This is a genomic window from Ruthenibacterium sp., from assembly GCF_017421385.1.
GTDB lineage: Bacteria > Bacillota > Clostridia > Oscillospirales > Ruminococcaceae > Ruthenibacterium > Ruthenibacterium lactatiformans.
Window position 1 is genome coordinate 22020 of the sequence record NZ_JAFOIN010000048.1, and the last position, 22308, is coordinate 44327.

General features: G+C 57.5%; 18 protein-coding genes. 12 read left to right on the forward strand and 6 right to left on the reverse strand.

Going from position 1 to position 22308, the window contains the following annotated elements; translation table 11 throughout:
* The first annotated feature begins 16 nt into the window (after positions 1-16).
* On the forward strand, positions 17-484 hold the full coding sequence (locus IIY41_RS05190; protein ID WP_009325206.1) for a spore coat protein: 468 nt from the start codon (positions 17-19) through the stop codon (positions 482-484).
* 60 nt (positions 485-544) lie between these two features.
* Here the strand turns inward: IIY41_RS05190 and IIY41_RS05195 are convergent, their stop codons facing one another.
* The gene (locus IIY41_RS05195; RefSeq protein WP_055081641.1) at positions 545-1135 is read right to left on the reverse strand and encodes a TetR/AcrR family transcriptional regulator; all 591 of its coding nucleotides are present in this window, start codon (positions 1133-1135) and stop codon (positions 545-547) included.
* A gap of 261 nt (positions 1136-1396) precedes the next feature.
* Here IIY41_RS05195 and IIY41_RS05200 point away from each other — a divergent pair, with 261 nt between their 5' ends.
* Complete coding sequence (locus IIY41_RS05200) at positions 1397-3484, forward strand: efflux RND transporter permease subunit (protein WP_287400079.1); 2088 nt, start codon at positions 1397-1399, stop codon at positions 3482-3484.
* Positions 3481-5802 carry a hypothetical protein gene (locus IIY41_RS05205; RefSeq protein WP_117461020.1) on the forward strand — a complete coding sequence of 774 codons (2322 nt, stop codon included), beginning with the start codon at positions 3481-3483 and terminating at the stop codon, positions 5800-5802. The genes IIY41_RS05200 and IIY41_RS05205 overlap by 4 nt, the downstream gene beginning before the upstream one ends.
* Before the next feature lie 268 nt (positions 5803-6070).
* Here IIY41_RS05205 and IIY41_RS05210 read toward each other — a convergent pair whose 3' ends face one another.
* Entirely contained in the window at positions 6071-6256 is a 186-nt protein-coding gene (locus IIY41_RS05210; protein WP_009325210.1) for a hypothetical protein, read from the reverse strand.
* A 268-nt stretch (positions 6257-6524) separates the two neighbouring features.
* On the opposite strand from IIY41_RS05210, the gene IIY41_RS05215 reads away from it, so the two are divergent.
* Complete coding sequence (locus IIY41_RS05215; protein ID WP_287400082.1) at positions 6525-7100, forward strand: xanthine phosphoribosyltransferase; 576 nt, start codon at positions 6525-6527, stop codon at positions 7098-7100.
* Between the two features lie 86 nt (positions 7101-7186).
* Here IIY41_RS05215 and IIY41_RS05220 read toward each other — a convergent pair whose 3' ends face one another.
* Genes IIY41_RS05220 through IIY41_RS05235 form a run of 4 tightly spaced genes read right to left on the reverse strand, consistent with a single transcriptional unit; the run spans position 7187 to position 10657 of the window.
* Entirely contained in the window at positions 7187-8143 is a 957-nt protein-coding gene (locus IIY41_RS05220; protein WP_009325212.1) for a carbohydrate kinase family protein, read from the reverse strand.
* A gap of 10 nt (positions 8144-8153) precedes the next feature.
* Positions 8154-8555 carry a VOC family protein gene (locus IIY41_RS05225; RefSeq protein WP_242869121.1) on the reverse strand — a complete coding sequence of 134 codons (402 nt, stop codon included), beginning with the start codon at positions 8553-8555 and terminating at the stop codon, positions 8154-8156.
* Complete coding sequence (locus IIY41_RS05230) at positions 8552-9586, reverse strand: zinc-dependent alcohol dehydrogenase (RefSeq protein ID WP_155201475.1); 1035 nt, start codon at positions 9584-9586, stop codon at positions 8552-8554. Before IIY41_RS05230 ends, IIY41_RS05225 begins: the two co-directional genes overlap by 4 nt.
* A gap of 39 nt (positions 9587-9625) precedes the next feature.
* Positions 9626-10657: a zinc-dependent alcohol dehydrogenase family protein gene (locus IIY41_RS05235; protein ID WP_050004745.1), complete on the reverse strand. Its 1032-nt coding sequence runs from the start codon at positions 10655-10657 to the stop codon at positions 9626-9628.
* Positions 10658-10886: 229 nt separating this feature from the next.
* Here IIY41_RS05235 and IIY41_RS05240 point away from each other — a divergent pair, with 229 nt between their 5' ends.
* From IIY41_RS05240 to IIY41_RS05275, 8 genes are all read left to right on the forward strand, one after another.
* The gene (locus IIY41_RS05240; protein WP_050004746.1) at positions 10887-12002 is read left to right on the forward strand and encodes an ROK family protein; all 1116 of its coding nucleotides are present in this window, start codon (positions 10887-10889) and stop codon (positions 12000-12002) included.
* A gap of 34 nt (positions 12003-12036) precedes the next feature.
* The gene (locus tag IIY41_RS05245) at positions 12037-13689 is read left to right on the forward strand and encodes a response regulator (RefSeq protein WP_287400089.1); all 1653 of its coding nucleotides are present in this window, start codon (positions 12037-12039) and stop codon (positions 13687-13689) included.
* On the forward strand, positions 13686-15485 hold the full coding sequence (locus IIY41_RS05250; protein WP_058723437.1) for a cache domain-containing sensor histidine kinase: 1800 nt from the start codon (positions 13686-13688) through the stop codon (positions 15483-15485). The genes IIY41_RS05245 and IIY41_RS05250 overlap by 4 nt, the downstream gene beginning before the upstream one ends.
* Before the next feature lie 276 nt (positions 15486-15761).
* The gene (locus IIY41_RS05255) at positions 15762-16754 is read left to right on the forward strand and encodes an ABC transporter permease (RefSeq protein ID WP_009325219.1); all 993 of its coding nucleotides are present in this window, start codon (positions 15762-15764) and stop codon (positions 16752-16754) included.
* 18 nt (positions 16755-16772) lie between these two features.
* Complete coding sequence (locus IIY41_RS05260; protein ID WP_050004749.1) at positions 16773-17687, forward strand: carbohydrate ABC transporter permease; 915 nt, start codon at positions 16773-16775, stop codon at positions 17685-17687.
* A 69-nt stretch (positions 17688-17756) separates the two neighbouring features.
* Positions 17757-19340, forward strand: a complete 1584-nt coding sequence (locus IIY41_RS05265) for an extracellular solute-binding protein (RefSeq protein WP_009325221.1) — start codon at positions 17757-17759, stop codon at positions 19338-19340.
* A 77-nt stretch (positions 19341-19417) separates the two neighbouring features.
* Positions 19418-20884, forward strand: coding sequence for a sulfatase family protein (locus IIY41_RS05270; protein WP_055081344.1), 1467 nt, complete (start codon positions 19418-19420; stop codon positions 20882-20884).
* A gap of 39 nt (positions 20885-20923) precedes the next feature.
* On the forward strand, positions 20924-22297 hold the full coding sequence (locus IIY41_RS05275) for an FAD-dependent oxidoreductase (protein ID WP_050004752.1): 1374 nt from the start codon (positions 20924-20926) through the stop codon (positions 22295-22297).
* The last annotated feature ends 11 nt before the right edge of the window (positions 22298-22308 follow it).

Sequence of the window (22308 nt, forward strand, 5' to 3'; positions counted from 1 at the left end):
AAAGGAGCGAATGAGGATGACTTTGACAAAAAAGGAGCAGGGCCTGCTGAAGGACCTGCAGAATGAAGAAAAACTGTGCGTGGAAAAGTACCGCAAGGCCGCCGAAAATGCCTGCGACGCCAAGCTGCAGCATATCTTTGAAAAAATCGAAAAAGCCGAACAGAGCCATTACGACACCGTGACGGGTATGCTGGCGGGCACCCTGCCCGCCCAACAGGGCCAGCAGAGCAAAGGGCAGGCCTCCCGTCAGAAGGCGGAAAAGGACCTGAAATCCACGGCCAGCCGCGCTGAAAAACAGCGCGACGCCTATCTGTTGTCCGATCTGTTGGGCACGGAAAAATATGTCTCCGGCGTGTACAACACCGCCGTGTTTGAGTTCAGCGACGCCAAGGCGCGCCAAGTGCTGGCCGCCATCCAGCAGCAGGAACAGGAACACGGCAAACAGCTTTCGGACTATATGCAGGCCAACAACATGTATTGCTGAGACACCATCTTTTTCATCCGGAAAGGCCGCCCGCGGGCGGCCTTTCTTTTTGTGCTTCCTTCAGCTCAGGATCTTGCGGACGATGCCGTACAGCACCGGTTTCATATTGTCCACGGTGTCCGGCTTGCCCTCAATGATGGAGGAATAGCATACGGAACCCAGCATCTCGATGATGACGAATATCATCTTGAACAGCTCGTCCTCTGTATACCGGGCCGCCAGCGGGCTTGCCTCCAGGTCCCGCATCAGCCGCGCCCAAAGAGGGCCGCGCCGCTCGCTCATCTGTTTTGCCACCATAGGCCAGGAAAAATTCCGCTCAACAAGCCGAAGGACCAGCTTGTTGCGCTTGAAATATTCCACCACATAATCCAAAAGAAGCAGCACATTCTCCACAAAATCCGGCGTGCGGCGTTCATCCAGCCATTCGTATGCTTCTTCCAGAACCTGGGCCGAGATATTATAGACCAGCTGTCCCAGCAATTGATCCTTATCGTGAAAATACAGATAAAACGTGCCCTTGGCCACGTTCGCTCCGCGGACGATCTCGTCCACCGAAGTCTTGGCCACGCCCTTTTCCGTGAACAACGCGTAGGCGGCGTCCAGCAGGCTCTGACGCTTTTGTTCCTTGCGGGATTCCATCGGTTCGCGCATACGCGTTTTCCCCTTTCCGCCGCGGCGCGGCATTTTCCCCGTTCTTTCCCGCTTTTAGTATACCTCCCGCGCGGCGGCGATTGCAAGAGCTGTCTTTCGGTTCAGCAAAATGACCAAAAGTCATCGTTTTCATTTTGTGACTATTGGTCAATAATTGGATTGACTAACGGTCATAACAAGACTATACTATTCAACGTTGACTGTTGGTCAGTTTGATCCGCGGCATCGGCTGCCGCAAAAATTCAAAGGGAGCGTTGAGCAATGGAACATTTTGCGCGCTGGGTGGTACGGCACCGCAAAGCGGTGCTGGCGGCCGCCGTGCTGCTGCTGATCCCATCCGTGTTCGGTGCCGCAGGCACCTATATCAATTACGATATCCTCACCTATCTGCCGCCGGAGTTGGATTCCATGGTGGGCGAAGGATATCTGGAGGACGATTTCAACATGGCCTCCACCTCCATGATCACCGTGGAGAATATGTCCACCGCGGACACACTTGCCCTCAAGAGTGAGCTGGAGGCTGTTGCGGGTGTAAAAAGCGTGCTGTGGACGAGCGACATCCTGGACGTAACTACGCCAAAGGAAATGCTGCCGGCCGACATCCAGAAATTCTTTTACAGCGAAAACGGCGCCACACTGCTGCTGGTCCAGTTCGAAAACCCAAGCGCCCATGCCGTGACCATGCAGGCGCAGCGCACCATCAAGGATATCCTGCGCAAGGACTGCTTCATCGGCGGAATGTCCGCCATTCTGGAGGACACAAAATCCCTGGTAAACCAGGAAATGCCCGTCTACATCCTGTGTGCCGTGGGGGCGTGTCTGGTGGTGCTGTTCCTCAGCATGAAAGAAACGGTTGTACCCCTCATCTTCATGCTGGGCATGATATTCCCCATTGTCTACAACTTTGGCACCAATATCTTTCTGGGGCAGATCAGCTACATCACCGAGGCTTTGGCCACGGTGCTCCAGCTGGGCGTGACGATGGATTTCTCCATCTTTCTGCTGCAACGGTTCGAGGAAGAAAAGCGTTCCTGCCCGGATGAGAACGAGGCAATGGTGCGCGCCGTGCAAAAGACGTTCTCCTCCATTCTGGCAAGTTCGCTCACCACCATCGCAGGCTTCCTCGCAATGTGCACCATGCGCCTGACACTGGGGCGCGATATCGGCATCGTAATGGCCAAGGGCGTGTTGCTGGGCGTTGTCAGCACTGTGACGATCCTGCCCGCGCTCATCCTTACGTTCCGGCGCTCCATCGCGCGGCATACCCACCGTACCTTCATCCCTAAGCTGCGCCGTACCTCCCGTTTCGTGGTGCGCCGGTATATTCCCATCCTCGCAGTGTTCGTGCTCTGCTTCATTCCATTCAGCGTGGCGCAGGCGAAAACGCCTGTATACTACACACTATTCGACAGCCTGCCGCAGGACCTCGCGGGGATTCAGGGTACCAGCCGCCTGAAAGAGGACTTCGGCATGACGACTTCCCATTTCATCATCGTGGACGACGGCTTGCCGGCCCGCGACATGGAGGCGCTCACCGATGAGATCGAGCAGGTGGACGGCATCCGCCAGGTGCTCAGCTATGAAAAGTTTTTGGGCGGCGGCGTTCCCCGGGAGGTTCTGCCCACCGAGGTGCGTCAGATCTTCTGCGCAGGCGGCCACGAGATGCTGCTGGCCAATTCCAGCTATGAGAGCGGTACCGAAGCTCAAAACGCCCAACTGGACGCTCTGAACGCCATTGTCAAGCGTTACGACCCCAACGGCGTGATTACCGGAGAGGGTGCAATGACAAAAGACCTGATCGAAGTGGCGGACGTGGATTTCCGCAGCGTCAGCATCGCCAGTATCGCAGCGGTTTTCCTCATCATCGCCATTTCATTCCGCTCAGCGTCCATTCCGGTGCTTCTGGTGGCCGCCATCGAAAGTGCCATTATGATCAATATGGGCATCCCCTATTTTACCGGCACGACGCTGCCCTTTGTGGCCAGCATCATCATCGGCACCATCCAGCTCGGCGCAACGGTGGACTACGCCATCCTGATGACCACCCGCTTCCGGGAAGAGCTGAATGCGGGGCGATCCACCAAGGACGCCGTGCAGACGGCCGTGGAGCAGTGCAGCCAGAGCATCCTCACCAGCGGACTGACGTTTTTCGCGGCAACCTTCAGCGTTTCACTGGCTTCCCGCATGGAACTTATCAGCAGCCTGTGCCGTCTCATCAGCCGCGGCGCGCTCATCAGCATGCTTGTGATTCTGCTGGTGCTGCCCGCGCTGCTTATCCTGACGGCGCCTCTCATCCGGAAAACCACCTACCATTGGCTCAGCAAAGAAAAGGAGACGAAAACCGTATGAAAAAGTTATTGCAGAAAACCACGGCCGTTCTGGTAAGCGCGGCACTGGCCGTCACCTGCGCCCTGCCCGCCTTTGCCGAACAGCCCACAGAGGGCGTGACGAAAGACGAAAATGTGTTTCTGATCCTGAACCCGGACGGTTCGGTGAGCGAACAGATCGTCAGCGACTGGCTGCACAGCGATACCGGCTTTGACGCTGCGGCGGACCGCAGCACACTCTCCGGCATCACCAACCTGAAAAGCGACGTGCTGCCCGCGCAGGACGGCGAAAACCTGACCTGGACCACCGAGGACAACGATATTTATTATCAGGGCACCACAACGCAGACGCCTCCCGTGACCGTGGATATTACCTATACGCTGGACGGCCGGTCCATCACCGCCGATGCGCTGGCGGGCAAAAGCGGACACCTTGTGATGCGCTTGGCTCTGACCAACAACGAGGGACAGGAAATGGAGATTGCCGGCAGCCGGCGCAAGGTGTACACGCCGTTTTTCACTGTGGCCGCGGCCACGCTGCCCACGGGCTCCTATACCAACATTGCCGCACAGCACGGCACCGTGCAGACGGACGCAAAAACGCAGCTCGTCTGCTTTCTCGCCATGCCGGGCATGGCCGAGACCTTCGGCGGTCTGCTGCCGGAAGCGCTGTCCGGTCTTGAAGATTACATGCTGGACGAACTGGTCATCGAGGCGGATGTAAAAGACTGTACACCTCCAGCATTTATGCTGGCCGCAGCCACAAGCATGGACCAGTTGACCTCAGAGCTGGACGTTCCCGACCTCTCCGGCCAGATGAGCCAGCTCGAGGATGCGACCGCGCAGCTCCAGAGCGGCGCAGCCACACTGCATGAGGCTACGGGCACGCTGCAGAGCAAAATGGACGAATTCGCCGCCAGCTACGCCACCTTCGACACCGGCCTGGACAATGCTCTCAGCGGCGCGCAGCAGGTGCAGAGCGGCGCGCAGAACCTGCTGGACGGTGCAAAAAGCCTGGACAACGGCACACAGCAGCTTGCGGATGGCACACAGAAGCTGAACAGCGGCGCACAGCAGCTGGCCGGCCGGCTGAACGGCACTCTCGTACCCGCTCTGGAGGGTGCCGCCGCGCAGCAGGCAGCCCTGCAGCAGCAGATGGACGCGTTGGCAGACCAGCTCGGCCATGTGCAGCTTCCCGATGTGGACGCGCTGAAAAAGCAGCTCGGCGCAGGTGTGGGCCAGGTGTTTGACGGCGCTGCACAGGGTGCGGCGAAAGCCGCCGCCCAAAGCGTGGGCGACGCTGTAAAGAGCGGCGCACTGCAGGCTGCGGACGCAGCCGTTGCGCAGGCAGCACCGGCCGCGGCGCAGGGCGTTGCATCCAAAGCCGCGCAGGATGTTTCCTCCGCGCTGGCAGACGCGCTGCAGCCCTATGTGGACAGCGGGAAAATGACATCTGACGAAATGAACGCCGTCATTGCGGAGGCCGCCGGAGCGGCTCAAGGCGCGGCCGCCAAGGTGGATGCGGCAGGCATGGTTCAGGGCGCGGTGGACAAAGCCGTTACCGGCAATGTGACCGTGGATGCCGACGCAGCGGCCGGACAGATCGTGGCCGCGATGGCTCCCGAAAAGGAGGCCGCCGTAAACCAGGTGACCGCCGCACTGAACGGGCTGGACACCGCAGCGCTGAAGGCCATGCTGCTGCAGTTCCAACAGCTTTCCGGCGACGCGCAAACGATGATGGGTTCGGTAAAATCCCTGACGGACGCACTGTACAACGCCGACGCTCCGTCGGACCAGAACACTGTTGTAGGAGCGGCCGGAGCTCTGGCGGCCGGCGCGCAGAGCGCGCAGGACGGCGCGGCCTCCCTTCGCGACGGCGCGGCGCAGCTCACCGCCGGCGCGGCACAGCTGAGCAACGGCGCCTCCAGCCTGAGCGCCGGCCTGACGCAGCTCTCCGGCGCAAGCAAAACAGTCCGTGACGCCATCGGCCAATTCCGCACCGGCGCGGGGAGCCTGAACGACGGCGCGGCACAGCTGCAGGACGGGCTGGACACCTATGCCAGCCAGGCCATCGGAAAGCTGACCGAGCTTGCGGGCTCCGCCGACACCTCCGCGCTGCAGGACGTGCTGAAGGCGCTGGAAACCCGCGCGCAGAGTTACACCTCTTACACGGGCAGTGCGGACGGCGTGCGTGCCAATGTAAAATTCGTGATGAAAACAGCCGGTCTGCCGGAGGAGGAAACGGCATCCTCTTCCGACACGGAAGATTCGGAGGCCGCACCGCAGGACAAAACCCCGGACGCCTCCTTCTGGGACCGGGTCAAGAATCTTTTCTCCTGACATGCACGGAAAAAGCGCGCGGAACATTCCACGCGCTTCAGCTTGGCGCAAAAGCGTAGCTTTTGCGCCAAGCTGCCTACGAACGGGGCCTGCGGCCCCGTTCGCCGCGCACGGCGCGGGGTTATTTTAAATGAAAAAGGGGTTCACCACCCCTTTTTCAAACTTTTTCCCCAGACGTTTCTTTTGCCTCTTTGCCCTTTTCAACGGTCTGAAGCGCATGGAATGTTCCGCGCGCTTTTCCCGTGTGCCGCTTTCCGGCGGAGCAGGCTCAGCGCTTTTTCGCAAGGAAGCGCCACAGGCGCGTATACCAGGCCGGATTGTTTTTCCGCCAGGCCTTGCGGTACGCCCTGTCCGCCTCTCGGGTGGACATCGGGCGCACCACGCCGGGTGTCGCGCCCGCCAATTCCGTATTTTTGCCATACCGGACATGGGCCATTGGTTCGCGGAAAGACATTGCGCTCCTCCTTTCCTTTTCTATACTATACGTATTATAACATTTTTCAGACCTTGCTTCAACGACATGATGCAGCGGCCACAGCAGAGCCGCATCCGCTACGGTTCTGCATGGTTGAACGCCCTCAAGCCCATCGCGCACGGAATGCGCGTGGCAGCGGAGGGCTGCCCTATCCCCGCCCGCGTGCATACCGGCGACCGGCGTGTCTGGCCAAAGGCGCACAGCTGTGCTACAATGTCAAAAACAACAGGTACGGAGGCAACCGGATATGGAGCTTTTAAAACAGCGGATCCTGCGGGACGGGCAGGTGAAAGAAGGCGGCGTACTCAAGGTGGACAGCTTTCTCAACCACCAAATGGATGTGACGCTGCTGAATGAGATCGGGCGTGAATTCCGCCGCCGTTTCGACGGAGCGGACATCACCAAAATCGTTACCGTCGAGGCGTCCGGCATCGGTATTGCTGCCATTGCCGCGCAGCATTTCGGCAGCGTTCCCGTCATCTTCGCCAAAAAGACGCGTTCGCGCAATCTGGACGGTGCGCTGTATACCGCCAAGGTCCATTCTTTCACCAAGGACATTACCTACGATGTGCAGCTATCCAAAAAATTTCTCGGCCCGCAGGACACTGTGCTCATCCTGGACGATTTCCTCGCCCGGGGACAGGCGCTGCTGGGCCTCATCGACATCGTGCGGCAGGCGGGCGCGCAGTGCGCTGGCTGCGGCATCGTCATTGAAAAGCAGCAGCAGGGCGGCGGCGCGCTGGTGCGGGCAGCGGGAGTGCGCCTGGAATCGCTGGCCGTAATCGCCTCGCTGGAAAACGGCACGGTCACCTTTGCGCAGTGACCGGCATAAAAACAGGGCCTGTGCTCCACAATGGGGGCACAGGCCCTGTTTGCATGCCGCGCATGAAAAAACGCGCAGGCTGTTCGTCATTCGCCGCACAGCCGCAGGATCTGCTCCCGCGCGGGCATGGCCGGGATGGCCCCCTTTGCCGCGGTGGTCAGGCTGCCCGCTGCGTTTGCAAACGCGACAATGCGCTCCCACTGTGCCTGCGGCAATATCCGCAGCTCTTCCAGCGTCTTGCCCGCAAGGCACGACAGCAGCGCTCCCAGAAAAGCGTCGCCCGCGCCCGTAGTGTCCACCGTGTCCACTTCGCAGGCAGGCAGCAACCCGCGGCCCGCCGCAGCACGGTAGTACGCGCCCCGCGGCCCCAGCGTCACCAGAACCAGCGCCGCGCCCCGGGACGCCAGCGCGTCCGCTCCCGCCGCCAGCTGCACTTCGCCCGTCAGCAGTTCCATTTCTTCCTCCGATACTTTCACGATATCCGCCAGAGGCAGCGCGGCCAGCAGCGCTTCTCTCGCCCGCTCCGCGCTATCCCACAAAAACGGACGGTAGTTTGGATCGTAACTGATCATCGCCCCCGCTGCTTTTGCCTCCCGCGCCGCCTCCAGCGTAGCCGTGCGGCACGGCTCGTCCGTCAGCGAAACAGAACCAAAATGAAAGATGCGGCAGTCCCGCAGCAGCGCCCTGTCCACTTCGGCAGGCGCGAGCATCACGTCCGCACCCGGCTTGCGGTAAAACGTGAAGCTTCGGTCTCCCTCCGGCGTCAGCTGCACAAAGGCCAGCGTCGTGGGATATTCCCGCGTCATACGCAGACCGCGCACGTCCACACCAGCATCCTCCATCGTCTTTTTCAAAAACGCGCCGAAAGCGTCGTCCCCCACCTTGCCGATAAATGCGGTTTTGCCGCCCAGCTTTGCGGCCATTGCCAGCACATTGGCAGGCGCGCCGCCCGGGTTGCGCGCAAACAGCGCCATCCCCTGGCTGTTTTCCCCGCTGGGTGTAAAGTCGATCAGGCTCTCGCCCAGCGCCACGATATCAAACATACTTTCCTCCTCAAAGTTTTTGGCTGAATTCCACCTTTTCCCCATTGGGGCCTAGGATGGTGAAAAAGCGCACGCCCCGCGCCCAAAAAGGAAGAAACCGCACCGCGTCGTCCAGCAGCTCGTATCCACCGTCCCGCAGCAGCACGAACAGCGTATCCACGTCCGCGACGTCCAGCGCGATATGGTCGACAGCCCCGGCCCTGCCGGCCGCGCGGCCGGTTTGATAGGCTTCGATCATCAGTTCTTTCAGCTGCAAAAAGGCTACCTGTTCCCCTGCGGCTTCGTTGACCGTACGCAGCGCAACGGAGAAGCCCAGCCCTTCGTAAAAGGCCACCGTTTTCTCCAGGTCGTTTGTAGGCAGGCCGATGTGCTGCAGGCCATTTATGGTTTCCGCGATTTTTTCCACGTTCACGCCTCGCTCTCATCCACGTCGATAAGCACTTTCATCGTCGTCTCCCGGTTCGCGTCGATGTACTGGTATGCCGCCAGATAATCCCGGAACGGGAAGTGCCGGCTCATCAGCGGCTCCAACCGAACCTTGCCTTCGTTCACCAGGCGAATGGCCTCAAGATAGTCCTCATGGCGGTACATCATGCTCGTGTTCAGATCCAGTTCATGGTCGTTGAGCACCGCAAGGTCCACGTTTGCCATACCCGCATACACCGCCACAAGGATGATCGTGCTGCCCTTGCGCGCGTGCCGGATGGCCTGTCCCATGGTCGTATCGTTGCCTGCGCAGTCGTAGATCACATCCGCCTTGTCCGGGCCGAAGCATTCCGCCAGTGCTTCACCGAAGCCGTGTTCTTTTGTGTTCACTGCAAAATCCACGCCGCATGCTTTTGCCAATTCCAGCCGCGGCGTGCTGATGTCGGTGATAAGCACCTGCGCCGCGCCCAGCGCCTTTGCGCTCTGGGCCAGCAGGATGCCGATGGGCCCCGCGCCCAGCACGGCGATCTTCTGTCCGCGCACATCCCCGGCGCGCCGCACCGCATGTACCGTCACGGCCAGCGGCTCTATCATCGCGCCTTCACTGTATGTCATCGTTTCCGGCAAAGGCGTCACCTTGCCCGCGTCCACGGCAAAATATTCACTGGCTGTGCCTGTCGTCTGGAACCCCATCACCCGAAGTTCCTCGCACAGATTGTACTTGCCGTGCGTGCACGGATGGCACCGGCCGCAGTAGACCTGCGGTTCGATGGTCACCTTCTGCCCTATGGCAAATCCCGTCACGCCCTCGCCCAACGCCGCGATTTTCCCCGACACCTCGTGGCCCTGGGTGACCGGATATTTTGTGAACGGATGCTCGCCGTGATACACATGGATATCCGACCCGCACACGCCGATCTTCATGATCTTTACCAATACCTCGCCCGCGTTGGGTGCGGGTACGGGCGCCTCCCGGAACTCGATGTGCCCCGGCGCCGTCATCACCTGCTGCAGCATTTTCTGCATTCTGAATCATCCTCTCCCGTTTGTACGCGTTCAGCGTTTGTTTGGCAGCACCATCACTTTGATGGATTCGCCGCCCATCTGCATTTTGATCGCCTGCTCCATTTCCCCGATGCCGAACGTGTGGGTGATGAGCGGCTCCACATTGATGCGCCCCGCACTCAGCAATTCCACAGCCCGAAGATGCGTATCCGGGTTGATGAAGGAGCCGCGGATGGCAAGCTCTTTTTTGTATACGTCGAACAACGGCAGCGGAACCGTAGCCGTAGGCGCGGGCACACTGAACAGCAGCACCGTCGCGCCGAAGCCCGCGGCCTCGAAGGCACTGCGTGTGGCCGCCGTGTTCCCCACACATTCAATCACCACATCCGCGCCGCTTTTGCCCGCAGCCTCCCGCACACGGGCGGACAGGTCCTCCCGGAGCGGGTCGACAGCCAGATCCGCTCCAACGGACAGCCCGGCGCTGCGGCGCAGTTCCACCGGCTCACTGAGAATGACCTTCGCCGCGCCGGAAAGGCGGGCCAGCTGCACCATCAGCAGGCCGATGGCTCCCCCGCCGATCACACATACCGTACTGCCGGGCCGTATACCCGCGGCATCGATACCGTGCAGGCAGCACGCCAGCGGCTCGGCCATGGCTCCTGCCTCAAAGGGCAGCTCCGGTGCCAGTTTGAAGCACTGTGCCGCCGGCGCTGCGCTGTACTGTGCAAACCCGCCGTCCCGGGTGACGCCAAGCGCCTGCAGATGTTCACAGAACTGCTTTTTACCGTCCCGGCAGGGCGTGCAGGCGCCGCAGTAAATATTGGGGTCTACGGCGACATGATCGCCTGGCACCAAACCTTTCACATCCGCGCCTACTTCTTCTACAATACCCGCATATTCGTGTCCCAGAACCACCGGCGGCGTCACTTCGGCCGAGCCCGCCTCGCCGTGGTAAATGTGGACATCTGTACCGCACACGCCGCACGCCATCACGCGAATGCGCACTTCGTCCGCGGCCAGCGGCCGTTTTTCCATATCCCGGACTTCAAATTCCCGGTTGCCCAGAAAAAAAGCTCCCTTCATCGTCGATCCATCCTTTCCGCATGTTCCCATGCCCAAAACTTTTTTAACTCAGTTTAAAAAGATTCCAGCATTAGAATGCGTCTTTTTTGATACGTTGTCAAGCGGTCTCTTCCAATTTTGTTGGAATCTCCAAGAATGAGTCTTTCTTTTTGTCAAGTTTTTAAAACGATTTTACAAAGTGTTTTGAATGTGTTACAGTAAAACCACAAACAGGCGGGAGGCACTCAGGATGGAGACAGTAAATCTTTTCGGCGCACAGCGCGGGCGGGCGGCGCAGGCGGCTGCATGGGCCATGGAAAAAGAACGTTTTTCCACACAGGAGATGGCGAACGCTCTGGCGGTGAGCACGCCCACGGCCATTACTCTGCTGCGCCGCCTGGAGGGCCACGGCCTGGTGCAGCCCTGCGGGGAATTCAGTTCCACCGGCGGACGCAAGCCCCGGGCCTGGAGCGCCTGTCCCGGCGCGCGGTACGTTGTCGGGGCCGACATCACTCTGCGCCATGTCAGCCTGGTGGCTGTGGATCTCTCCGGCCAGGTGACGCGCACGCAAACCCGCACTCTGGCCTTTACGCGTACGCCCGCCTATTTTCGGGCGCTCGCCGCGTTCATCAGCGAGCTGTGCGCGGAGCTGCCCCGGCAATCGGTTTTGGGCGTCGGCCTGTCCATTCCCGGTATCATCGGCAGCGGGCAGGACCTCGTCCTGCGCTCCCACGCGCTTTCCATTCAGGGACTGCGGGCCGATGAATTCGAACAATATCTCGGCCTGCCCTGCCGCATGATAAACGACGCAAACGCCGGCTGCCTTGCCGAGGCCTGGGCCGACGTCTCTCTGCGGGACGCGGTTTATCTCTCCCTGAGCAACAGCGTGGGCAGCGCGGTGCTCATCGGCCGCAGGCTGTATCTGGGGCACAACCTGCGCAGCGGCGAGGTGGGGCACACCACGCTGGTTCCCGGCGGACGGCCGTGCTACTGCGGCAAAAGCGGCTGTGTGGACGCCTACTGCCGCGCCGGCCTGCTGCACGGCCACACCGGCGGCAGCCTGAAAGATTTCTTCCTGCGGCTGCACACGGGTGACGCCGCGCTGCGCAGCGTGTGGGACGCTTATCTGGACAACGTAGCCGTCGTAGTGAACAACCTGCGCATGATGCTGGACTGCGACGTGATTCTTGGAGGCTATGTAGGCCGGTACATGGATGCAGAACTGGCCGGGCTGCGCCGCCGCGCGGCCTTCCGCAACACCTTCGAGCCGGACGCCGGCTATCTCAAGGCCTGTGCCTATAAAAAAGAAGCGGCCGCCCTGGGCTCGGCCATCCCGTGGATCGAAGAATACCTGCAAACACTTTGAGCGCGCGGCAAAACCGCGGAAGGGAACGGTAAAGATGTACAAAGCCATTATCGCAGACGATGAGGAAACGGTTCGCCGTGGGCTTGTAACGCACTTTAACTGGGGCAAGCACGGTGTGGAAGTGGCCGGGGTATTCGACGACGGCGTCCCAGCGCTGGATTTTGTCCGCCGGAATGAAGTTGACATCATCGTCACAGACGTGCGGATGTCCCATATGGACGGCATCACACTGGCCAAAAATGTGCTGGAGAGCTATCCCGGCGTCAAAATCATATTTATCAGCGGCTATGCAGATGTGGGATATCTGCGTGATGCTCTGAAGATGGAAGCCGTAGACTATATCCTCAAATCCATCGACATTGACGAACTGGACGCGGTGATCACCAAAGTGGTGGCCATGCTGGACCAGAGGTCTTCCCAGCAACTGGTCCTGGAAGACATGGCCCGAAAGCTGGAGCAAAGCATGCCGCTGCTGCGCCAGCGCCGTTTGTGCGATCTTTTGCAGAACAATGACGAAAGCGAGGAGGACATTCTGCAAAGCATCGAATTCCTGGGTATCCCTTTGAACAGCCAGACACATTACGCCGTGCTGGTACTGCGGCTTCAGCCAAAATCAAAATGGCTCACCATGGGCAGCATGCCTGAAAAAGACCGCATCACCTTCAGTATGGCGCTGGAAGAATTGTTTGCCCGCGTATTGGCGGAATACGGCGTCAATGTCGTGTTCAAAGGGCGGCTTTCCGAATACATCGCCATTTTGGACGTAGAACATGACGAATACGAAGAAGACCTGTTGAGCGTGGCCGAGCATCTGCAGGCGCGCATACGCAGCGAAATGAAACTGGATACCATGATCGGCATCAGCGAGCCGTTCCGCGGGCTGCGCAGCGTACGCTCCGCTTACGCCAATGCCTGCGAGGCAATCAGCCGCTGTTACCTGATCGGCAAGGATATCCCGATCTCCATCAAAAAATATGAGGACGACGGCAGCGGACGCACTCTTCGCGAACAATCGGAAAAAGAGATCTGTGACAGCATTCTCAATGGAGATACAGCGGCGGTGCATCTGGCGCTGGAGCGCGCCGTTGCCGGCATCCGCGCCCTGCCCGGCGAGGACGAGCAGCAGAATTTCATGCTTTTCCTTCTTTTGCTGCCCACGCGCCTGATGACCAATATGCGCACGGAAAATATGGGCCCCTATGCCTCACACCTTAAATTGACAGCCAGCTTTCTGCAATGCAACGGCTTGGGAGAGCAGGAGGCGATGCTTGCTTCCGTATATGAAGATTTGACCCTGCACCTGCAAAAAATGAGCACGCCTCACACAAATACGGTCATCAAGCGCGTGCGGGAGATCATCGCCGCGCAGTATATGGAGCAGCTTTCAGTAACAAGCCTCGCAGAAGCCGTATATCTTACGCCCACCTATCTGTGTGTGCTGTTCAAGCAGGCCACAGGAAAGACCATCAACGAATACATCACGCAGGAGCGGCTGAACAAAGCCAAAGAATTTTTAGCGCAGACAAACATTCATCTGTATGACGTATGCTATAAGGTGGGATACCTTTCCCCCAGTTATTTTTCGCGCCTGTTCAAAAAGTACACGGGCCAAACGCCGGGCGAATACCGCGAAAACATCATGCTGAACGCCCGCCCCGCGGCCGAAAAGGAGGCGGAGCAGCTTTGAAACAGGCGACCGCCCGCTTCAGGCGTCCCGCAAACGGCGGCGTCCGGCTCGGCCGTGCCCGCAGCGCCGCCCGCCTGCTGATGTTCGTGCTTTTGCTGGCTGCGCTGGTGCTTCTGACGCTGGCCGTATTCTACTACACCCGCAACACCGCCCAGGCCATGGAAGCGGAGCTGTGTCAAAAAATGCTGGTATCCGCCGGGCAGACCCGCAACAACATCGATTACCGTTTTGAACAGGTCAAAGAGAGCGCATCGGCATTGATCGGCACATTGTATCCCTATCTCAATTCAGACGCGGACACAGCCGTGCAACTGGAAGAATACGCCAAGATACGCCGCGCGCTGTCTGAACAGCTGGACAAGCATATGATCACGCGCCTGCGGCTGTATGTGCCCGACGAAAAAATTTATTCCGGCCAGAAAACAACGCTTTACTCCTTGGACCCTCTGTCCAGCCTTGGAGAAAACGGGTCCGTTTATCAAAAAGGCGGCGTATTTTGGCACGGAACACACCTTGTCAGCCTGGGCATATCCGAGCCCACCGCCGTTGTTTCCTGTGCTGTGGCGCTGAAAAGCCAGGCGGATTACGACAAGCTGTGCGGTGTGCTTTTTGCCGATGTGAGCGTTTCTCAATTTCATGAGATATTTGCCGCAGGCAGCACCAACCATGACGAAATGTTCCTTGCGGATGCGCAGGGCCGTATTCTGGCGCACACAGACGACGCGCATCTGGGTGAAACGGCCCTGCCGCCGTCGCTGATGGAGCAGGTGTGCAGCCTGGGCTCCGGTTATCTGCTTGAACCGGACGTCATCCTTGCATTCAGCCGGCTTGAAACGACGGAATGGTATGTTATCTCCTCCATGCCGCGGGCACAGGTCTACACCATGGATTCCGGCGCGGTAAACACCATTGTATCCATGTGGGTAGTCGCGTGTCTGATTTTGTTTATCATCGCCGTCACGGCAGCCTACAGTCTCAATCTCAACCGTACCGTTAGCCGCCTCAACGCAGCCATCCATACGCTGGATGCCGAAAACGGGACCGGAAATACCGATTCCTGCGCGGGACGCCGCAAAGGAGGCCTCATCACGCTGGAACGCGATACCGAGCAGATCGTACGCTCCATCGCCGCTGTTGTGGACGCCCGTTACCGCGACAGGCTGGCTATTTCCGAATATCAAATGGAGTCGCTGCAGGCTCAGATCAAGCCGCATTTTCTTTACAACACGCTGGATGTCATCAAGTGGATGATCCTGGACAAAAATCCGGATGACAGCGTATGGATGGTGAACGCGCTCTCCCGCTATCTGCGCATGAGCATCAATAAAGGCGAAGCCATCGTACCGCTGTCCGACGAGCTGGATCTTACCCGCACCTACCTCGGTATCATGCAAAAACGCTTCTCCCATCAGTTTGAGGTGGAGTATGATTTGGATCAGGCTGCAATGGAATGCCTGATCCCCAAACTTTCGCTCCAGCCGCTGGTGGAAAACGCATTGCTCCACGGCATTTTGTACTGTGACAAAACGGAAAAGCGTCTGGTCATCCGCGCATGGCGTTCCTCCCGCGCTTTCGGTGTAGAGATCGAGGATAACGGCAACGGGATGGCGCCCGAAACGGCACAGAAGCTGACCGAGCTGGATATCCGCACCAGCAAAAGTTACGGCGTAGCCAATGTACATAAGCGGCTCGATATCTTCGGCCAGGGGAAATGCAAGTTTTATATCTCCGCCCGCGAAGGCATCGGCACCTGTGTGATGATTGAACTTCCGGTGCAGCCCCATGACAGCGATTGAACGCTCCTGTACGAGATCGTCCGCAGAGCCGTGAAGGCGGCTCTGTTTCATTTTTTTGATTCTGTTTCATTTCTTCTGCGCCCATGCCGAAAGGCATGGGCGTATTTTTGTAAGAAGTCTACAACGTCTTTGAATTGAGCAACAATTACATAAAGAACGGACTAGAAAACGAAATTTTGTGATATTTACCACAACGCTGGCCCGTACTACAATTGATATCAGAGAACAAACAGCCCGGAACGCTCCGGCAGCTGAATGGAAAGAAAGGGTTTTACAATGAAGATGGCACTTGACACAACGGCTGTACCGTCCGGCGGACTGAGAGCCAAAACCGGATTGCGGCATAAACTCCACAGTTTTTTTGTGTATGTAAAGCATCATCCCATGCTGTATCTGATGCTGATACCGGGCTTGTTTTTCCTTTTTATTTATAAACTCGCGCCGCTGTATGGTATTCTGATCGCTTTCAAGGACTACAATATTTTTCTGGGCAGCAACCCCATCGACGCCATCGGCTTGAGCGACTGGGTGGGGCTTGAACACTTCCGGCGCCTGTTCGCCAGTTCCCAATTTACGAAAGTGCTGGCCAACACGCTGATCATCAACGGATTGAAGATCCTCTGGCTGTTTCCCATCCCTATCATCTGCGCGATACTTCTCAACGAGATCCGCCGCGCTACCTACCGCAAATTTGCCCAGACCGCTATCTATATGCCCTATTTCTTTTCATGGGTCGTCATCTTCGGTATTTTTTATTCGCTGTTTGGTTCTTACGGCATCATCAATACCGCTATCACCGCGATGGGCGGCACGCGCATCGGATTCTTTACCGATAACAGTGTATTCCGCAGCGTGCTGGTATTTACCGAAGGCTGGAAAGAAGTCGGCTACAATACGGTCATTTATCTGGCGGCCATCACGGGGATCGATATAACGCTGTATGAGGCGGCCCGCGTGGACGGCGCCAGCAAATGGCGCCAGATTTGGAACATCACCATGCCCGGCCTGCTGCCCACCATCGTCCTAATGCTCATTCTCAAGGTGGGCTATATTTTGGAAACGGGATTTGAGCAGGTGCTGGTATTTTACAATCCTGCCGTATATGAAGTTGCAGATATAATCCAGACTTATGTATACCGTCTGGGTATGGGGCAGATGGATTTCCCTCTGTCCACCGCTTTGGGACTGTTCAACTCCGTGGTGGCGTTTGTTCTGATCGTAAGCGCCAATGCGATAAGCCGCAAGCTGCTGGGACGCAGCATCTGGTAAGAAAGGGGATGCAATAAAATGTTAAATACCAAAAAGAAACCGCTATACCGTGAAAAAGGCATTCCCCTGTCCGGCAGTGAAAAATTCCTGTCCGGCTTTGCCTACATAGCCATGGCATTGCTGAGTCTTATCGCCATCCTGCCCTGTCTGCACGTCATCAGCAAGGCTGTCAGCAATGGGCCGGACGTCACAGCCGGCAACGTTTACTTCTGGCCCGTTGGGTTCCAGCTTGAGACCGTCAAGTATGTGCTGACCCAGACTTCATTTTTTACGGCGCTGAAAAATTCTCTCATCGTTACGGGAGCAGGTACACTGCTCAGCCTGTTTACGACGATTACGACAGCCTATCCCCTTTCCAAGCCCGGCTTCAAGGGGCGCAGGGTCGTTTCACTGCTGTATGTCATCAGCATGGTGTTTTTCGGCGGTATGATCCCCGCTTATATGGTCGTACGAAGCCTGGGGCTGCTGGATACCTATGCCGCCTGCATCCTGCCTTTCGCCATCGTGCAGTTCAATATGTTCATTGTGAAAAATTATTTTGAAAGCCTGCCTGAAAGTGTAGAGGAATCCGCCCGGATCGACGGCGCCGGAGATCTGCGCACGCTGGTGTCCATCGTGTGCCCCATGTCCAAACCGGTGATCGCCACCGTCGGCCTGCTGTATGCGATCAATTACTGGAACAATTATTTCCATGCGATGATGTATACCCGGTCCCCGGATATGAACACCCTTCAGGTATACCTGTACAATATCATCAACAACAGCCAGGATTTTATTCAAAATCTCGCCAGCAACAACTACATGGCCAATATCACTTCCGAAGGCATGGTCGCGGCCGCCGTCACGCTGTCCATCATTCCCATTGTCGCCCTTTATCCCTTTGTGGCCCGGTTTATGGTACAGGGCATCACAATCGGCTCCGTCAAGGGATAACCTTTTTGGATCCATTCCGGGATGCACCGGTAGGAGATAGTCGAATCGATCAAAACAGGAGGTAACAAGATGAAAAAAGCATTGTCTATTCTGCTGACCGCAGCGCTTCTGCTCACATGCCTTGCAGGCTGCGGAGGCGCCGGAAGCGCTTCGCCGTCCGGCACGGACACATCCGGCACCAGCCAAAGCACGGCGGGCGCAAACGTCCCCGCATTGAAGGGCCCGGGCAACGTAACATTAAAGCGTCTGGGGTATAACGTTGCATGGGACCCCACCACCGATATCATGGTGGACGTTCTCAAAGAGACCACGGGTTATGATGTGGAATATTATGCTCTGCCGGCCGAGAATGCCGACGAAAAGCTTGTGATGGAGGTTGCCGGCGGCGCCTCCTATGATATCATCCAGTGCTCGCCCGACCAGTTCCAGACACTGATGAGCCAGGGTGCCCTTATGCCCCTGAACGATCTGCTGGACGTCTATGGCCAAGATATCCTGAACGGTGTATCCGAGGATTCCTGGCGTGCTGTCTCCGGCGAGGACGGCAACATTTACGGCATTCCTTATAAATATCCCTATGCCCAGGAGGTGCAGGGCTTTATGGTATGCCGCTGGGATCTGATGCAGGAGGCAGGCATCGAGGCCATCCCAACCACGATCGACGAATTTTATGACTGTCTCGTAAAATTAAAAGAACATTTCGGAGATCAATACATCATCTTCTCTGGCCCGTACCGTTCCGCCTCGGAAGGCAACGGCACCTGGATCTTCCCGCAGGCCATTGCCGCGGCGTTCGGCATCTACAACGACTGGATGGTAGATGAGGACGGCAATGTATATTATATGACGGAGCATGAAAACTTCGGAAAGATGATCGAATTTCTGTCTAAGTGCCAGCAGGAGGGTCTGCTTGACCCCGACTGGGCCGTAAACACCTCGTCCACCGTGCAGGAAAAGCTTGCAGGCGGCAAGGCGATCATCGCTCAGATCAACCGCAACGGCCTGGGCGAGACCACTCCCACCATGCTTGAGACTCTGGGCCTCACTTACGATGACCTCGGATACATCGGCGCACTGAAAGGCTCTGACGGTACCTGCAAATACATGCGCACGGAAGCCATCAACTTTGTCACTGTCATTCTGCGCGGCTCGGAAAACGCCGCCGATGCCGTGAACTGGATCAACCTGAAGCAGCAAAACCAGCTTTATATCAACATCGGTGTGGAAGGAACTCACTTTAACTATGATGAAGACGGCGGCATCGCCCCCATCAACCCCATTTTTGCCGAGGAGCGCGGCAATTCCTACTGGTATATCGACTCTACCAACGAGGAAGAGTTCGCAACCGAATGGCCGTCCCGCGTCCGCAAATCCGACGCCCAGTGGGCAGGTTTCGAAGCTGTTACTTTGTATGCCAACGAAAATACGCCTGAAATTTTCGTAAACAATGATTTCGCCTTTAAGCCTGCCACCGAAAACTATGCCAAATACAATACAGCACTGTTCAGCAGCATGAACGATTATATCCTGCAAATTCTGGCCGGGACCAAAACGCTGGACGATCTTCCCACTTTCCAGGCGGACTGGAAAAATGCCGGCGGCGATGCAGTTCAGGCTGAGCTGCAGGCCTGGTACGACAGTTTTTATGGCTGACCATATTCCAACCGCACCAAAAGGGGCCTCAGGCCCCTTTTTTGTGGAAGGTTGCAGATAAGAACGGAGGAATTGCTATGGACAAAAGGCCCAATATCCTTTGGCTTTGCACAGACCAACAGCGGTGGGACACGATCCATGCTTTGGGCAATTCATTCATTGATACGCCCAACTTGGACCGCCTGTGCCGCCAGGGTGTCGCTTTCACCAACACATACTGCCAAAACCCCATCTGCACACCCAGCCGCGCCAGTTTCCTGACAGGGCGTTATCCGTCTTCGATCAACGCCAATATCAATGGGGCGTGCAACCTGCCGGAGCACTGCACGCTGATCACAAAACGCCTTGCCGACGCCGGATATTATTGCGGGCTCGTCGGGAAACTGCATATCACCTCGGCCTGGAACGATTACGAGCCACGCATGGATGACGGCTATTCTTATTTCTGTTACAATCTCGCGTCCGGGCATCACCTGAACAGCCCCGGCAACCCCTATGTGGAATGGCTGAACCAAAAAGGTGTGGACTGGCATGATATTTTTACCTCCGATGAAAAGCACGATTATCACTGGTACCGCTCCGACGCTCCTGCGGAGCTGCGGCAAACCGCATGGCTGGCGGAAAAAGCCGTCTCCTTTATACGGGAACGCTCCGCCTGCGAGCAGCCATGGCTGTTATCGGTCAACTGCTACGACCCTCACCCGCCTTATGACGCGCCGGCGGACCTGGTGGAGAAATATCTTGCCCGCAATCTGCCCGACCCCATTTACAGCGATGCCGACCTCGCTCTGAACAATAACCTTAAAGATTTTTTCTTTCAAAGTACGGCCCATCCCACAGACGATGCGATGCGGAGAAACAAGGCGTCCTATTACGGGATGATAGAATTGATCGACAGACACTACGGACGCATCATTGACGCACTGGACGCAATGGGGCTGCGGGAAAACACCATCGTTATTTTCAATTCCGATCACGGTGAAATGCTCGGCGACCATGGGCTTACCCATAAAGGCTGCCGCTTTTACGAGGGTATTACACACGTCCCGCTTATTATTTCCCTGCCCGGTACCTTCCGGCAAAACGCCGTGTACGGCGGCCTGGTGGAACAAACCGATCTGGCCCCCACCATCGCCGACCTGTGCGGCATCCCACCAGCCGACACCCATGGGCGCTCCCTCGTTCCCGTCCTCACAGGGCAGAACGCGCCGGCACCGCGCAAATTCGTGCGCGCTGAGTTCTACGATACGCTGGAGGTGGATATGAACTACGACGGACTTCGCGCCCCCGGAGAAATTCAGGCGGCCGGCAAACCGGCCGAAAGCTGCTACGCAACCATGTATTACGACGGACGGTTCAAACTCAGCGTTTATCACGGCATCCAATTCGGAGAGTTGTACGACATGGAAAACGATCCGCAGGAACAGCACAATTTATGGTATGACAAGGATCATCAGGATGTCAAACAAGCCCTGATCCTGGATTCTTTCGGAGTTTCCACAAAATATTCGCGCCCGGGGCAGACCAGGCGGGGCCGCTATTGACCCCGCACCTCAGGCAGAACAAAAGAGCGGAGGTAAACAATGGAGACCGTATCCTTTACCAGGCAACTATCCGTTGCTGAAAATGTAGACGTTCTGGTAGTCGGCGCCGGCCCCGCCGGTATCGGTGCCGCTGTCTGTGCGGCCCGCAATGGGGCCCGGACCCTTGTGTTTGATCAGAACGGATGTGTAGGCGGCCAGGCCACAACCGGCCTCGTCGGTCCGTTTATGACCTGCTATGATGCACAAAACAAAAAAATGGTCATCCGGGGTATCTTTGAGGAGGTTGTGGCCCGTATGAAAACTCTGGGCGGCGCCGTTGATCCGGCCGATGTAGAGGCGGAAGAACCGTTTTCCGGCTTTTATAAGATCGGCCACGCCCATGTTGGCCCCTTTGACCATGAGTGCTTTAAACTGGTATGTACACAGATGCTTGCTGAAAGCGGTGCAAAGCTTCTGCTGCACACCCAGTTTATAGATGTACTGCAGGAAAACGGCCGCATCACCGGTGTCGTAGCCGCCAATAAATCCGGCCTGTTTCTGTTTCGTGCCAAAGTTGTGATCGACTGCAGCGGCGACGCAGACGTTGCTGCACGCTCGGGCGTAAAATTTGAACTTGGGCGCGTGGAGGACGGCAATATGCAGCCAGCCACGTTGTTTTTCCGTGTCGGCAATGTGGATACGCCCCGCCTCAAAGCGCACATTCGGGAACACCGGGATGAAATACGCCCGTTTTACGGGCCTTTCAGCTGGCTGATCCGGGAGAAAGCCGCAGAATGGGGCGACGTGCCCCGAGGCGAGGTGTGTCTGTTTGAAAGCCCCGCGGCCGGGGAATACCGTTTGAACGTTACCCGAATCCTGGATGTGGACGGTACAAACGCGGAGGATCTGACCCGCGCCGAACTGGAGGGACTGCGCCAGGCGCACCAGGTATTCGGATTTCTGAAAAAATACGCGCCCGGCTTTGAAAACGCGCGTTTCCTTGACACTGCAGCTACCATCGGCATCCGCGAAACGCGGCATGTCGACGGATTATACCGGCTCACCGTTGACGACGTGCGGGCCTGCCGTGTACCGGATGATTCCATCGCCGTCATGGCGACCAATATGGATACCCACAATAAAAACGATCCCGGCGGCACCTACTATACGCTGGAAAACGGTCCGTTTTTTGGTGTTCCTTACCGCTGCCTTATCCCGCGCGGAATCTCCAATCTTCTGGTGGCGGGACGTTCCATTTCCGCCGACGCAATGGCCGGCTCTGCCATCCGTATGATTCCCTGCTGTCTTGTGTTCGGCCAGGCGGCGGGAACCGCCGCAGCTATGGCCGCATCCGGCGCCTGCGATCCGTCCCGTGTCGACGCTCAGGCACTGCGCAGCCTTCTGCTGCAGCAGGGAGCTTATCTGGGGCAATAGCTTGGTCACAC

What these genes read in the sequence shown, in the direction of transcription:
- IIY41_RS05190 (WP_009325206.1), top strand. Translation starts at nt 17, where the DNA reads ATGACTTTGACAAAAAAGGAGCAGGGCCTGCTGAAGGACCTGCAGAAT.
- IIY41_RS05215 (WP_287400082.1), top strand. Translation starts at nt 6,525, where the DNA reads ATGGAGCTTTTAAAACAGCGGATCCTGCGGGACGGGCAGGTGAAAGAA.
- IIY41_RS05235 (WP_050004745.1), bottom strand. Translation starts at nt 10,657, where the DNA reads ATGAAGGGAGCTTTTTTTCTGGGCAACCGGGAATTTGAAGTCCGGGAT.
- IIY41_RS05245 (WP_287400089.1), top strand. Translation starts at nt 12,037, where the DNA reads ATGTACAAAGCCATTATCGCAGACGATGAGGAAACGGTTCGCCGTGGG.
- IIY41_RS05205 (WP_117461020.1), top strand. Translation starts at nt 3,481, where the DNA reads ATGAAAAAGTTATTGCAGAAAACCACGGCCGTTCTGGTAAGCGCGGCA.
- IIY41_RS05220 (WP_009325212.1), bottom strand. Translation starts at nt 8,143, where the DNA reads ATGTTTGATATCGTGGCGCTGGGCGAGAGCCTGATCGACTTTACACCC.
- IIY41_RS05270 (WP_055081344.1), top strand. Translation starts at nt 19,418, where the DNA reads ATGGACAAAAGGCCCAATATCCTTTGGCTTTGCACAGACCAACAGCGG.
- IIY41_RS05275 (WP_050004752.1), top strand. Translation starts at nt 20,924, where the DNA reads ATGGAGACCGTATCCTTTACCAGGCAACTATCCGTTGCTGAAAATGTA.
- IIY41_RS05230 (WP_155201475.1), bottom strand. Translation starts at nt 9,586, where the DNA reads ATGCTGCAGCAGGTGATGACGGCGCCGGGGCACATCGAGTTCCGGGAG.
- IIY41_RS05260 (WP_050004749.1), top strand. Translation starts at nt 16,773, where the DNA reads ATGTTAAATACCAAAAAGAAACCGCTATACCGTGAAAAAGGCATTCCC.
- IIY41_RS05255 (WP_009325219.1), top strand. Translation starts at nt 15,762, where the DNA reads ATGAAGATGGCACTTGACACAACGGCTGTACCGTCCGGCGGACTGAGA.
- IIY41_RS05240 (WP_050004746.1), top strand. Translation starts at nt 10,887, where the DNA reads ATGGAGACAGTAAATCTTTTCGGCGCACAGCGCGGGCGGGCGGCGCAG.
- IIY41_RS05195 (WP_055081641.1), bottom strand. Translation starts at nt 1,135, where the DNA reads ATGCGCGAACCGATGGAATCCCGCAAGGAACAAAAGCGTCAGAGCCTG.
- IIY41_RS05265 (WP_009325221.1), top strand. Translation starts at nt 17,757, where the DNA reads ATGAAAAAAGCATTGTCTATTCTGCTGACCGCAGCGCTTCTGCTCACA.
- IIY41_RS05200 (WP_287400079.1), top strand. Translation starts at nt 1,397, where the DNA reads ATGGAACATTTTGCGCGCTGGGTGGTACGGCACCGCAAAGCGGTGCTG.
- IIY41_RS05210 (WP_009325210.1), bottom strand. Translation starts at nt 6,256, where the DNA reads ATGTCTTTCCGCGAACCAATGGCCCATGTCCGGTATGGCAAAAATACG.